General features: G+C 31.3%; 11 protein-coding genes and 1 tRNA gene. All 12 read right to left on the minus strand.

From position 1 onward, the window contains the following. Positions 1-558: 558 nt before the first annotated feature. Positions 559-1938, minus strand: a complete 1380-nt coding sequence (gene murD, locus LGK95_RS15305) for a UDP-N-acetylmuramoyl-L-alanine--D-glutamate ligase (RefSeq protein WP_226125654.1) — start codon at positions 1936-1938, stop codon at positions 559-561. Between the two features lie 229 nt (positions 1939-2167). Continuing rightward, positions 2168-3559, minus strand: coding sequence for a glycine--tRNA ligase (locus LGK95_RS15310; protein WP_226125655.1), 1392 nt, complete (start codon positions 3557-3559; stop codon positions 2168-2170). 324 nt (positions 3560-3883) lie between these two features. Beyond that, positions 3884-3958 (minus strand) — tRNA-Asn (locus LGK95_RS15315). A 205-nt stretch (positions 3959-4163) separates the two neighbouring features. After that, entirely contained in the window at positions 4164-5693 is a 1530-nt protein-coding gene (lysS, locus tag LGK95_RS15320) for a lysine--tRNA ligase (RefSeq protein WP_226125656.1), read from the minus strand. 198 nt (positions 5694-5891) lie between these two features. Next, the gene (gene greA / locus LGK95_RS15325) at positions 5892-6374 is read right to left on the minus strand and encodes a transcription elongation factor GreA (protein WP_226125657.1); all 483 of its coding nucleotides are present in this window, start codon (positions 6372-6374) and stop codon (positions 5892-5894) included. Between the two features lie 264 nt (positions 6375-6638). Continuing rightward, complete coding sequence (locus LGK95_RS15330) at positions 6639-7457, minus strand: Rossmann-fold NAD(P)-binding domain-containing protein (protein ID WP_226125658.1); 819 nt, start codon at positions 7455-7457, stop codon at positions 6639-6641. Positions 7458-7533: 76 nt separating this feature from the next. Next, a complete protein-coding gene (dusB, locus tag LGK95_RS15335; RefSeq protein WP_226125659.1) occupies positions 7534-8511 on the minus strand; it encodes a tRNA dihydrouridine synthase DusB in 978 nt (325 codons plus the stop codon). A gap of 8 nt (positions 8512-8519) precedes the next feature. Next, the gene (locus LGK95_RS15340) at positions 8520-9299 is read right to left on the minus strand and encodes a type III pantothenate kinase (RefSeq protein ID WP_226125660.1); all 780 of its coding nucleotides are present in this window, start codon (positions 9297-9299) and stop codon (positions 8520-8522) included. Positions 9300-9703: 404 nt separating this feature from the next. Then, positions 9704-11374, minus strand: coding sequence for a formate--tetrahydrofolate ligase (locus LGK95_RS15345; protein WP_226125661.1), 1671 nt, complete (start codon positions 11372-11374; stop codon positions 9704-9706). 229 nt (positions 11375-11603) lie between these two features. After that, the gene (ftsH, locus tag LGK95_RS15350) at positions 11604-13439 is read right to left on the minus strand and encodes an ATP-dependent zinc metalloprotease FtsH (protein WP_226125662.1); all 1836 of its coding nucleotides are present in this window, start codon (positions 13437-13439) and stop codon (positions 11604-11606) included. A gap of 112 nt (positions 13440-13551) precedes the next feature. Next, positions 13552-14088: a hypoxanthine phosphoribosyltransferase gene (gene hpt / locus LGK95_RS15355; RefSeq protein WP_226125663.1), complete on the minus strand. Its 537-nt coding sequence runs from the start codon at positions 14086-14088 to the stop codon at positions 13552-13554. 2 nt (positions 14089-14090) lie between these two features. After that, positions 14091-15476, minus strand: a complete 1386-nt coding sequence (tilS, locus tag LGK95_RS15360; protein ID WP_226125664.1) for a tRNA lysidine(34) synthetase TilS — start codon at positions 15474-15476, stop codon at positions 14091-14093. Positions 15477-15553 lie beyond the last annotated feature (77 nt).

The raw sequence follows: 15553 nt of genomic DNA on the forward strand, positions 1-15553 counted from the left end.
TCTGCGACAACTGTTAAGTTAATTCGCAAGCTCATTACATACTTTTTAGTCTTACGACTAAAATATTACTTTTACTAAAGTAATTAACTGGTTAAAACAAAATGTTATTTCATTTCTTTACCTATTTCTCTGTTTAATTTTCAAAGACCAATTTGCTAATCATCATGTGATGACTTTTATTATTATAATTCTTTTTTTATTCATTGTCAACTAATTTAAAAATAAGTTTTAATAATGAATTTTTATTTTATCACTATCCACTTAAAGTTAATTTCTAACTATATGTTTCAGCGACAATTAATATAATATCACATGTATAACACACCATCTGTTTATAATTATCCGTTTAATCATTTTACTTTCATATTCGTACCTATTTCTCCAATATATAGCGTTTTACTCATAGTGATACGCTTGGAACATTTATTTCTCTTAGCAATTGCTCCAATAAATCATCATGTTTAATTATACAGCATTATAATTCACTGATAAATAAAATAATAACTTCAGTAAATTATCTTTACCGAAGTTATTATTAGGAAAGATGAAATTATATTTTTATTGTAATGCCATTACGATTTCCTTATATTTGTTACCACGTGCTTCAAAGTTTTGGAACATATCAAAACTTGCACATGCTGGTGATAACGTGACTATATCACCAGATTTCGCAACTGCTTTAGCTGTAAGAATTGCTTTATTAAAATTCTCAGCAAGTATAATTTCTAAAGATATATTCTTTTCTTTTAATATGCGCTCAAAAACTTCTTTTATTTTATTCTTAGTTGCACCTACAAGTATTAATATTTTAATGTTTTTGTATGCCTCTTCTGCTAAAGGTTCAAAAGGTATTTTCTTATCATATCCTCCAGCTATTAATATAACCGGTTTTTCAAAAGCTTTAAGGCTAGCTATTGTTCTAGTTGGCGTCGATGCTATTGAATCATTATAATACTTAACTCCATCTACTTCCCGAACGAACTCACCTCTATGAGGTACCCCAATAAATGTAGTAGCCACCTCTCTCATGCTCGTAATGGATGCATCATCTTGAGTTGCACAAAAAGCAGTTAATAAATTTTGTACATTATGCATCCCTTTTAGTTTAATTTCCTCAAGATTACATACTACATTATTCATACTAAATAATTTATTATTTTGAAAATATGCACCATCTTCTAATTTATCACGTACACTGAAATACTTAACTTTACCCATTGCCTCTTTTCTTAAGTCATATGTCAAAGCATTATCCTTATTAAGTATTACGAGATCACCATCGCTTTGATATTTAAATATATTCTTCTTAGCATCTATATATTCTTCTATATTCTTGTGAATATCTAGATGATTTGGACTCAAATTCGTTACTATTGCTACATCGGTTGAAACATTCATAGTCATAAGCTGAAAACTCGACAACTCTAGTACTACTTTATCATCTTTAGATATTTCTTCTATATTTGCAAACAAAGGGATTCCTATGTTCCCGCCAACCCAAGTCTTATATCCTTCAGCCTTTAATATATTATATATTATTGTAGTTGTAGTAGTTTTTCCATCGCTACCTGTTACTCCATAAATTTTTGCAGGGCAATATTTTATGAATTCTTCCATTTCAGATGTTATATATGTTCCTTCTTGTTTTGCCTTTAAAAAAGCAGGATTGTCTATTCTCATAGAAGGTGTTTTAAATAAAACATCGAACCCAGTTAAGTCATTTAAATAATCTTCACCTAAGACTAACTTTACACCAATTTTTTCAAAGTCTGTTGCTACGTTGCCAAGCATACTATAACTTTTTTTATCAAAAGCTGTAACAACAGCCTGCAAATCCACAAGAAACCTTATTAAAGGAATGTTACTAACTCCTATACCTACAACCCCAACCCTTTTTCCTTTTATAATCTCTTTAAATTCATTGAAATCTTTCTCCATATGGCCCTCCCCGTAATCTTAATATCTTTTCTATATCACTATTAGTTTCACGTACTTTTTTATATTAATTATAACACTTAAGTTATCACATGAGCAGTTGCATATCATCTAAAGATCTAGGCTTTAGACGTCATATAAATTTATTCTATAAAAAAATAGCGCATAGTATAAATACGGACTATGCAAGTCATATTTTATACTATACTCTATTCTCTAACTGCAACCTAATCTAAAACTGTAGTTTATTATCTATAAATTTTTCAAGCTCATCTATGTTTACTCTTATTTGTTCCATAGTATCCCTATCTCTTATTGTTACCGCGCTATCTTCTAAAGTATCAAAATCTACAGTTATACAATACGGTGTTCCTATTTCATCTTCTCTTCTATATCTCTTTCCTATACTTCCGGCTTCATCATAGTCTATATTAAATTTTTTACTTAACATATCATAAACCTTACGAGCTTTTTCTGATAATTTTTTACTAAGGGGTAAAACAGCAGCCTTAAATGGTGCAAGCGCTGGGTGTAAATGAAGCACTGTCCTTATGTCTCCACCCTTAAGTTCTTCTTCATCATATGCATTAACTAAGAATGCAAGAACAACTCTATCTGCACCCAATGAAGGTTCAATGCAGTACGGTACATATTTCTCATTTGTAATAGGATCTAGATAACTAAGGTCTTGCCCTGAATGTTCCATATGTTTCTTCAAATCATAATCAGTTCTATCAGCAATTCCCCATAATTCACCCCATCCAAAAGGAAACAAAAATTCTATATCACAAGTAGCATTACTATAAAATGATAATTCCTCTGTGTCATGGTCTCTAAACCTTAAATTTTCCTTCTCCATTCCCAAATTATATAAGAAGCTAGCACAATATTCTTTCCAATATGTAAACCATTCTAAGTCTGTACCTGGCTTGCAGAAGAATTCTAATTCCATTTGCTCGAATTCTCTAGTTCTAAAAATAAAGTTCCCTGGTGTTATTTCATTTCTAAAAGCCTTACCTATCTGACCTATGCCAAATGGTATCTTTTTTCTTGATGCCCTCTGAACATTTTTAAAGTTTACAAAAATACCTTGAGCTGTTTCGGGTCTTAGGTATATTTCTGATTTACCATCCTCAGTTATTCCCATGGAGGTTTTAAACATTAAATTAAATTTTCTAATGTCAGTAAAATTATTTTTTCCACATTTGGGACATACTATTTGATTTTTTTCTAGGTAATTTTTTAGCTCTTCGTTTGTCCATCCATCAGCAGTAGCTACCTCTGCTCCAAGTTTCGTCATATGATCTTCCACTAGTTTATCTGCTCTAAATCTAGCTTTACAGTCCTTACAATCCATTAATGGGTCTGAAAACCCTCCAACATGGCCCGTCGCAACCCATACTTCAGGGTTCATGAGTATAGCACAATCAACCCCTACATTATATGGACTTTCTTGAATGAATCTTTTCCACCAAGCTTTTTTAACATTGTTTTTGAATTCAACGCCTAAAGGACCATAATCCCATGCGTTAGCGAGTCCACCATATATATCAGACCCTGGAAATACAAACCCTCTTGTCTTACACAATGAAACAATCTTATCCATGCTCTTCTTTAATTCCATTTTAATCCTCCTAAATTTTTAATATAAAAAAAAGACTATACCCTAAGGGACGAAAATTACTTCCGCGGTTCCACCCTTATTAGCACATGCCCTACTCTAAGTTCTATACACTCAAAAGTTCCTTTCACAATAATACTTTGATTGTTTGCACTAGCCACAACCTCTCTTATAAAGTATTACTACTACTTTTCTTTCTCATAGTGAAATATTCTATTATTTTAATATGTAATTTACTTTTATATTATTAAAGACTATTATTATTTTAGTATTATAATTAAAATACTCTAATAAACAATTTTGTATTCAAATACTTTAAAATAAAAATGGCTCCGCGAAAAGGATTTGAACCTTCAACCTATCGGTTAACAGCCGAGTGCTCCACCGTTGAGCTATCGCGGAATATTATCATTTTTAACTAACTATAATGGTATTATAACATATATAATCAAAAATACAATAGCTTTTTTAGTTTTTTATTTTATTGTCATTTTTATTTACTGTTGAAAATAGAATAACTTTCTATATACATAGAAATATGAAATGTAAAAAAATCAAAAGGATATTTTAGGTTAACTAAAATATCCTTTCAAAAATTATTCTTAGATTACTGAATTGGTTTCATTGTAGGAAATAGTATAACATCTCTTATTGCATATGAATCTGTTAAGAACATTACTAATCTATCAATACCCATACCCATTCCACCTGTTGGAGGCATTCCTGTTTCTAATGCGCTCATAAATTCTTCATCTATTAGATAAGCCTCATCATCACCTAGTTCTCTTTCTTTAGCTTGTTGCATAAATCTATCTCTCTGAACAACTGGGTCATTTAGCTCTGAGTATGCATTACATACTTCTCTTCCAAATACAAATCCCTCGAATCTCTCTGTAAATTCCTCATTTCCTCTCTTCTTCTTAGTAAGAGGTGATATCTCTACGGGATAATCACATAAAAATGTTGGTTGTATCAATTTATCTTCCACATATTCTTCAAAAAGTGCATTTAGTATATCTGCTTTTGTACAATTTTCCATATCTTTTTTAAATTCTAAATGCTTTTCTTTAGCTATCTTCCTAGCTTCCTCATTAGTAGTTATTTTTGTAAAGTCAACACCTGAATATTCTTTTACTGCATCTACCATAGTAATTCTTCTCCATGGTGGTGCGAAATCTATTTCAGTTCCTTGATAATTTACTTTTGTAGTACCATGAATTTTTTCACAAACATAAGCTACCATATTTTCCGTAATTTCCATCATATCATTATAATCTGCATAAGCTTCATATAACTCTATAGCTGTAAATTCTGGACTATGTCTTATATCTACTCCTTCATTTCTAAAGTTTCGGCCCATATCATATACCTTTTCAAGCCCAGCAACAATAAGTCTTTTTAAATATAATTCTGTTGCAATTCTAAGATACATATCAGTATCTAGTGCATTATGATGAGTTACAAACGGTCTTGCTGCTGCACCTCCTGCTATTGGTGATAGTATTGGAGTTTCAACTTCTAAAAAACCTTTATTATCTAAAAATTCTCTAATATATCTAATTATTGCTATTCTCTTCATAAACGTATCTTTTACTTCTGGGTTCATTATTATATCTACTTCTCTTTGTCTATATCTTAAATCAGGATCTTTTAATCCATGCCACTTTTCTGGGAGTGGTTTTAGAGATTTAGCTATAAGACAGAAATCTACAATATGTAGTGATATTTCACCAGTTTTGGTAACAAACGGTGTGCCAGTTACGCTTAAAAGATCTCCTATATCAAAACTTTTATATTCTTTTAATTTCTCTTCGCCTACATCATCTATTTTTATGTATAATTGAATTTTACCATATCTATCATGGACATCAGAAAAACCAGCCTTACCATGAACTCTTTTAGACATAAGTCTACCTGCTACAATAACCTGTGTACCTTCTAATTTTTCATAATTATCTTTGACTTCTTGTGATGTATGAGTTCTCTCAACTTTGTACACATCAAATGGATCTTTACCTTCTTCTTTTAAAGCAGATAATTTTCGTCGTCTTATAGTTACCTGTTCATTATATTTAGATTCAAGTTCATGTAAACTTTTTTCTTCGCTTTTTTCATTGTTCTTTTTTTCGTTTGACATTAGTAAACCTCCTAATTTCCTTTTAACAGAAACAGTTATTGATTTTTAAGCTCCGTACTGCTTCTAAGTGTATATTTCTTTAGGGCACTTAACAAGTATTAATTGTTAAGTACCCTTATGTTTTATAAATACTTTGCTCTGTAGTTATCATCTTTTGTGAAGATTACACTATATAAAGATTAAACAATCAATAAAAAACTATCCTCGTCTAACCTCTAACACTTCATACTTGCCGACACCCTCTGGAACATTAACTTCTAAAACTGCTCCTACTTTCTTTCCAACTAGTGCACTTCCAACTGGTGACTCATTTGATATTTTATTTACCATCGGATCCGCTTCCGCTGAACCCACTATGTAAAATTCAACTTCTTCGTCAAACTGATAATCTTTAACCTTAACTATAGCACCTATACTTACTACATCTTTATCTATATCATCTTCATCCATAACACTTGCATTCCTGAGCATATTTTCCAGTTGTATAATTCTACCTTCTACAAACGCTTGCTCATTTTTAGCATCATCATACTCTGAATTTTCACTTAAGTCCCCATATCCAAGCGCTACCTTTATTTTCTCTGTTATATCTTTCCTCTTTACAGTCTTAAGAAATTCTAACTCTTCTTCTAATTTGGTAATCCCCTCGTAAGTCATTACATACTTTTTTGGCTCGCTCATTTAATTCTCCCCTTTAAATTTTTATTGAATTAAGTTAGTCAAACTCATAGATTCACTATATAATAGCAATACAATAGCATAAAATGCCCCACCATAATAATGCTTTTCTAAAACTATAGATAATCTACATAACTTGTATAATATAAGACTATTAGTTCTAATTAATATGCCTAAAATTTAATATTATAATAACAATCCACGTACAACTATTTAGCCATTATAAATCAGGTAGTTAATATTGTCAATATGTAAGTTAAAATTAAACTAACATATTACATTATTATTGCATTTTATTTCTTTTAAGTATATACCGTTATACTTTAATGCTTTTTCAATATCAGTTTCTTGCATTTGGCATAATACTGCTCCTAGGAGTTCAACTGAGAAATTCGCATTAAAAGTATTCCATGGTACCTTATAACTTACATCATTTACAGCTATAATATTAGTTTCACTGTTTATACTATTATCTAAAAGCCATACCAACTTTCCATAGCTAAATTCATAATCCTTAGATGATATAATGAAATCTGCTATTTTGCTAGCATAGACATCATCATTTGTAACAATAGGTGACACTCCAAAATTAGCAATAATATAATCTGCAAGCTTTCTAGCTTTTGTTAAATCATGTGATAAAAATACAATATACTTACTTTGTTTGGCAAGTTCTAAAATGATTTTATAGTTTATCATCTCGCAAGCATCATAAATTACAACGCAACAACTCTTCAAACTTTTGTTTCTAATCCTAAGCATAAGTTGTATGCTTTTTATAACACTAAAAGCCAAAAACCGCTTTTGAAAATCATTAAATAAATTATAATCAAACGGTCTTAGTGTCTTAGGCGATAATATTACCCCCCTATACTTACATAATTTTTCAGCATAGTTTATATTACTCTTATATGCTTTTCTATTAAAATTAGGTGGTAGTCTAACAGTTGTGACCTTAATATCTAATTCCTTAATGTATTCATTACTTATTAATTTCGTCTTTAGTTTATCTGTAATTTTACTTAAAAACCCATATTCATTATACATATTGTCTATATTTGAATTTACACATAAAATCGGTTTCATACATATGCACCTTATAAATTAATATATTATTATCTTATTCAGTGTAATTTATATAAATTCGTATTTTACTCCTAAATTACATATTTATATCTCTTAAATAATCTTTATAAGCTAGAAGCACTTTCCTTACTTCATCATAATTATCTTTTGTATTAATCTTATTCTTAATTTCACTACAGTTCTTTAATCCTTTAATGTACCAAGCTGTATGTTTTCTCATTTCTCTAACAGCTTTAATTTCTTCATAATATTTAACAGCAAGGTCTAAATGTTTTATACACATATCTAGTTTCTCGTCAGGAGTAGGATATATAACCTCTTCTGCGTTTATTGCCTGGGTAATCTCTCTAAATATCCATGGATTGCCCATGGCCCCTCTTGCAATCATTATAGCATCACAATTAGTTGCTTCCCTTATTTTAACGGCAGCCTCCACAGAGAATATGTCTCCATTCCCTATCACCGGTACTTTAACGTTTTCTTTTACAGCCCTTATAATATCCCAATCAGCCGCGCCTTGATACATCTGCTCGCGAGTCCTGCCATGAACTGCCATAGCATCTATACCTGCATCCTCCATATATTTAGCGAATTCCACAGCATTAATACTACCTGAATCAAATCCCTTTCTAAATTTTACTGTTACAGGTTTTGTAGAAACTTTTTTCATTTCTCTTATTATTTCAGCTGCTAGTTTAGGTGTTTTCATCAAAGCTGAGCCTTCACCATTTTTAACTATTTTATGTACAGGACATCCCATATTTACATCAATCATACATATATCGTCCCTTGCATTAAATATTTCACAGGCACTTGCCATAATTTTAGGGTCATTCCCAAATACCTGAATAACTACAGGTTTCTCGATACTTGAAATTTTCATAAGAGATTCCGTATTACTGCTACCATAATATAATCCTTTAGCACTTACCATTTCAGTATACACGAGACCACACCCTAGTTCTTTGCATAACCCTCTGAAGACAATATCTGTAATTCCAGCCATAGGCGCTAAAAAAACATTGTTTTCAAAGTTGATATTTGATATTTTCATTAAATCACCTATTCCCTATTCTTTTCATAAATCAATCTAAGCCCCTCGAGTGTTAAATTCGGATGAAACTCATCAATAGCAAATGAATCTTCGGTTATTAACTTTGAGAGTCCTCCTGTTGCTACTACAAAAGGTTCCTCTTCTCCCATACTAATCATTTCACTTTTCATCTTAGTAACAATATAATCTACTTGACCAATATACCCATATATTATTCCAGCCTGCATGCTTGAAACAGTATTCTTGCCGATAACCTTTTCAGGTTTTAGAAGCTCCACTCTTGGTAACTTCGCTGCTCTCTCGAATAGTGCATCAGAAGCTATTTTAATACCAGGGCATATAGTTCCTCCTAAATAATCAGCATCTTTGCTTATAGCACAAAAGGTTGTAGCTGTTCCAAAATCTATTAAAATTAATGATCTTTTATAAATTTCATGGGCGGAGACTGCATTAACAATTCTATCTGCACCAACTTCTTTTGGATTGTCATATTTTACGTTTATTCCTGTCTTTACTCCTGGCCCTACTACCATAGCAACTAAATTAAAATATTTTCTTATCATATGTTCTAGTGAATACATAATATTAGGAACAACCGAGGAAATTATTACTCCTCTAATTTGTTCTGTTTTTATGTTTCGCTGAAAAAATAATTGCATTACTTGAATTCCATACTCATCAGCAGTTTTCTTTGCATCAGTTGATATTCTCCACTCTACAAGTAACTTCTTTTCCTTAAAAACTCCTAAAACAGTATTGGTATTTCCAACATCTAAAACTAAAATCACTTTATCCACCGCCTATATAATATAAAACAGCTCCAAGCCGCTTTATGTTTTTTTCATACAAAACCACAAAATTAGTACCTCAAATATTCTATAATTTTAATTTTAAGTATTCCTAATTTATCAATCTAATTCTAACAACTTGACCATATTTGTCAAGTTAAATATTTTCAAGAAAATTTACGTGCTAATATGTTGTATCAAAAATGCAGTCCGAATATGTTATTTTTTAGATTTTTATTACAATATAAGTATTATAGACGATTTATTTATATGTAGCAAATATATTTTTAAATAAAAATAAGGTTGCTACAGATATCGTCTATAACAACCTTATTGCCCTTTAAATTATGTTAATTATTATTTTCAATGCTGTAATAATTGATATTACTTAATTAAAATCTTCTTTAAAATAAGCCCGATATTGTCCCATCTTCGGAAATATCCATCCTACATGCAGCTGGCATCTTTGGAAGTCCTGGCATTGTCATTATATTTCCTGTTAATGCCACAACAAATCCAGCCCCATTAGATATTCTAACTTCTTTTACATTTATAGTGAAATTTGTTGGTCTTCCCAAAAGGCTCGCATTATCTGAGAGAGAGTTTTGAGTTTTAGCAACGCAAATAGGAACTTTATCTAATCCAAGCTTTTCTATTTCAGCAATTTGCTTATTTGCAGCCATTGTATAATCTACTCCGTCTGCTCCATATATTTCTGTTGCAATAATATTTATTTTTTCTTTAATAGGGAGCTTATCATCGTATAAAACTTTAAAATCACTTTTTTCCTCATTTAAAGTATCTACAACTTTGCTGGCTAGTTCAAGACCACCCTCTGCACCTTTTTCCCAAACCTCTGTTAAATCTACTTTAACACCTTTTTGTGCACAGAATTCTTTTATGTACTCAATTTCTTTTTGCGTATCAGAGACAAATTTATTTATTGATACTATTACTTCAACTCCATATTTCTTAATATTTTCAATTTGTTTTTCTAAATTTGCAATTCCTTTTGAAAGAGCTTCTACATTAGGTTCATTTAATTTATCTTTTTTAACTCCACCATGATGTTTTAGCGCTCTTATCGTAGCCACAAGAACAACACAATCTGGTTTTAATTCTCCATATCTACACTTAATATCAAAAAACTTTTCAGCACCTAAATCCGCTCCAAATCCTGCTTCTGTTACAACATAATCTCCTAATTTTAAAGCCATTTTAGTTGCTAGTAAACTATTGCAGCCATGAGCAATATTAGCAAATGGTCCCCCATGTATTATGGCAGGTGTGTTATCTAGCGTCTGAACTAAATTTGGTTTTATAGCATCCTTCATAAGTAGTGCCATTGCACCATTTACAGATAAATCACTGCAATAAACTGGGCTACCTTCTAGGTCATAAGCAATCAGAATTTTGCCCATTCTTTCTTTTAAGTCCATAAGGTTTTTGGATAAGCATAAAATAGCCATTATCTCTGAAGCAACTGTTATCATAAACCCATCTTCTCTTAAAAATCCATTAGGTTTACCCCCAAGTCCAACAACAATACTGCGAAGGGACCTATCATTCATATCCATAACTCTTTTAAACGTAATTTTTCTGCTATCTATCCTAAGCTTATTACCTTGATGAATATGGTTGTCAATACATGCTGATAATAAATTATTAGCTGCAGTTATAGCATACATGTCACCAGTGAAATGAAGATTTATGTCCTCCATCGGTACCACTTGAGCATATCCACCACCAGCAGCTCCGCCTTTAATGCCGAATACTGGCCCAAGTGAGGGTTCTCTTAAAGCTATGACTGCATTTTTACCTTGTTTGCATAAAGCGTCCGCAAGGCCTATTGTAACCGTAGATTTACCTTCTCCTGCTGGAGTAGGATTGATGGCTGTAACTAATATTAATTTCCCATCTTTTTTATTTTCATTCCTTTTTAATACCTCTAGAGAAATCTTCGACTTATATTTACCATATAAATCAATATCATCCTCAGTTAATCCCATTTTTTCTGCAACCATTCGTATAGGTAGCATCTTAGCACTTTGTGCAATCTCTATATCACTTTTCATCTACTTCACCCCTTATATATAAATTAAACAGAAAACATATTATTGAAAATTATTTCTGTCATTTTTTAAATGTATTATATTATTAGTTTCTATGTTGTAGTTGGATTAACTAACAAATTATATGTTAATTACTAATCCTTTGTATTATATCACAATTAATAATAAATGTTGAATTAGAGTTTAGGTTAAAAAAGAGACATACAGTTAATTTACTGTATGTCTCTTTTTGCTAGCTCTTTGATAATTCGATTTGACTTGACTCTGTTCTAGCTATAATAGCCTCAAAGTCTGCTCCTTCGAGTTTTTCCTTTAACAGTAGTTCTTGAGCTACTGCATGAAGTTTGCTTTCGTTTTCAGCAAGAATCTTTTCAGCCTTTGAATAGGCTTCATCAATAATAGCCTTAACTTCTGAATCTATTTTATTAGCTATTTCTTCACTGAAGTTTCTGCTCTTACCTAAATCTCTTCCAAGGAATACCTCGTTATGATCATTACCAAATGATATTGGTCCGAGTTCATCACTCATACCATATTCCATAATCATTTTTCTTGCAATTGCTGATGCTCTATCAATATCGTTTTTAGCACCAGTACTAATATCATGTAATATTAGTTTTTCAGCAACTCTACCTCCGAGTAATCCAACAATCTCATCTTTAAGTTTTAGTTTTGAAGTATAAGCAGTATCTTCTTCAGGTAAATGCATTGTGTATCCACCCGCCATACCTCTTGGTATAATACTTATTTGATGAATTGGATCTGATAATGGAGAATATTTCATTACTACAGCATGCCCTGCTTCATGATACGCTGTTAATTTTCTATCTTTTTCGCTTATTACCTTACTCTTCTTTTCAGGTCCAGCAATAACTCTAGTTACCGCTTCATCTAACTCTTGCATTTCTATAATTTTTTTGCTTTTTCTTACTGTAAGTAATGCAGCTTCATTCATTAAATTCTCTAAATCTGCACCAGTGAATCCTGGTGTTCTTTTAGCTAATACATCAAGCTTTACTTCATCTGATAACTGTTTATTTTTTGAATGTACCTTTAATATTTCTTCTCTTCCCTTAACATCAGGTGCACCCACTAATATATGTCTATCAAACCTACCCGGTCTCAAAAGAGCAGGATCCAGTATGTCTGGTCTATTTGTAGCAGCTATCATGATTATACCTTCATTTACGCCAAATCCATCCATTTCAACTAATAGTTGATTTAGAGTTTGTTCCCTTTCATCATGACCTCCACCTACTCCAGCGCCTCTTTGTCTACCTACTGCATCAATTTCATCAATAAATATTATACAAGGAGCACTTTTCTTTGCTTGCTCAAATAAGTCTCTTACTCTTGAAGCTCCAACACCAACAAACATTTCTACAAAGTCAGAACCTGATATACTATAGAATGGAACCCCTGCTTCTCCTGATACCGCTCTTGCAAGTAAAGTCTTACCTGTACCTGGTGGTCCTACAAGAAGAATACCTTTAGGAATTCTAGCACCCGCTTCTAGGTACCTTTTAGGTTGCTTAAGGAAATCTACAACTTCTGCGAGTTCTTCCTTTTCCTCATCCTCGCCTGCCACATCATCAAATGTAACTTTTTTCTTATCTGGCGTTGCTATTTTAGCTCTACTTTTTCCAAAATTCATTACGCCTCTATTACCACCGCCACCGCCACCTTGCGATTGTTGCATATACATAAACCAAAATGCTACTAACATTAATATAATAAGCAATGTTGGTACTATTTGTAACCACATAGGCATGCTAGCTGGCTTTACGTATGTTTCCGTAACGCTTGCATTCGGGTATTTGTCCATAACTTGCATTAATCTCTCGAGTGGAACTATGGTTTCATATTGTGTTCCGTCCTTTAATACTCCTGCTACCGTCTTATCTTCTCTTACTTGAACACTTTTAATATCTTTCTTAACCCAATGTTCTTGAAATTTATCAACACTGAGTGTGGTTTTACTTTTATTAGTTTCAAGTAAGGCTAGGCTTGCAAAAATCACGAGTACAAATACTACGAGCCATATTGATGCACTAGAAATTTTCTTCATTAGAAACCCCCCTCTCTTTTTATTTACTATGAAATTTTATCACATTAAAAAGCGCTTGACAATAATACATTATATTAATAACTAATTAATATAATATACATTTTATTCATATTTACTTATATATTTCATCTTTGAGTATTCCTATGTATGGTAAATTTCTATATTTTTCTGCATAGTCAAGTCCAAAGCCTACAAGAAAGTAATCCGGTACATCATATCCTACATATTTTACATCTATATTTACCCTTCTTCTTTCTGGTTTATTAAGTAAACAAATAATTTCTAAACTATTCGGCTTTCTTGCCCTTAGATATTTTGTAAGATATTTTAGTGTAACTCCAGAATCTATAATATCTTCTACTATTAATACATCCTTTCCTTGAATTTCAAAGTCAAGATCCTTTAATATTTTTACAACTCCAGAAGTCTCAGTAGAATTTCCATAGCTAGAGACTGCCATAAAATCCATTTTACATGGAATTGTAATTTGTTTTACTAAATCCGCCATAAATATAACGGAACCTTTTAAAATACCAATAAGTATAAGTTCCTTACCAGAATAATCATTACTTACCTTTGCTCCCATTTGCCTGACCTTATCCCTTAATTGATCTTCGTTGTACATTACTTCTTTAATATCATTGTTCATTCTTATTCCTCACTTCCAATTCTAATCTGCAATATATTTTTAGTATCTTTTGAAACCTTGAATTTTTCACTAACCCTATACCCAACTACCCAACCTATATCATTTCCAAAACATATTAAAGGTATTTCATTTCTTTTTTCTTTAGGTATTTTTAAATCAATAAATAAATCACTAATTGTCTTATTACCTATCATACCCAGTGGCACAAACTTATCCCCATCTTTTCTGTGCCTTAATGTTATTGGCTCCAAAATCTTATCGTAATCAAAATACTTAATACTATCATTTCCTATAAATTCAGTATATTGCATCTTAGATCTAACATCGATTCTTACTACTTTGTTTAATGAATGAATTATGTTTTTCTGATTAACGTTTAGAGAATACTGATTGCTATAAGCTTCAATAGCTTCCTCATGTAAATGAATTATTATATTCCCATAACAGTTTTCAACTATTATATTCTGAGGTAGCATTATGCTTTTACCTGTTTCATGTTTTTGAAGTTCTATAATGCTAGATATATGAATCTTCTCAAAATTATATAGGTTGTGTTTTAGCTCAAGCAAAGCACTTCTAATGATTCTACTTAAAATCGCTTCATGATCCGCAAACGCGCTTTTATTTATTATAACCCTTTGCTCACCTATCTCACAATATTTTTCATATTCTTTATGAGAAATATCTTCCAAATATTCATTATCAATTTTCACAATATCTGATAATCGATTTAATGTTTTTATTATATCCTTATTAAAATTTTCTTCAATGTATGGAATTAATTCAAGTCTTACTTTATTTCTCGCATATATATTTTCTAAATTTGTTTTATCTATTCTTGGACTTATATTATTATCTAAGCAGTATTTTTCTATTACTTTTCTACTAAGATGAAGTATAGGCCTTACATATATTTTATCGCGCACAGGCCTTATGCCTATCATTCCCGCAATACCTGTTCCCCTCATAATCCTCATCAAAATAGTCTCAGCTTGATCATTCGCATTATGTGCCAATGCAACCTTATTCGCTTTTAATTTAATAATAAGTTCCTCGAAAAATTTGTATCTAACTTCTCGTCCGGCCATCTCGCAAGACAAGTTTTTTTCCTGTGAAACTTTGTTTATATCAATTTTTTTACTATAAAAATCTATATCCAGATTTTCACAAGTTGTTTTTGCATATTCCTCATCTTTATCAGATTCATCCCCTCGAAGACAATGGTTTATATGTGCGCCAATAAGTGTAATCCCCAATTCTTCCTTAAGTCCATTTAAAATATATAATAAACATGTGGAGTCCGGCCCACCAGAAACTGCAACTATAACTTTATCTCCCTTATCAAACATTAGATTTTTTTTTATATAATTCATTACTTTTTCTGACAAAACTTTCACTTCCCAAAATTATTTTATAATTTATTATAGTTTTATATGTTTGTATTATTTTAATCTCATATTACTAT

Source organism: Clostridium algoriphilum, from assembly GCF_020443705.1.
Taxonomy (GTDB): Bacteria; Bacillota; Clostridia; order Clostridiales; family Clostridiaceae; genus Clostridium_AD; species Clostridium_AD algoriphilum.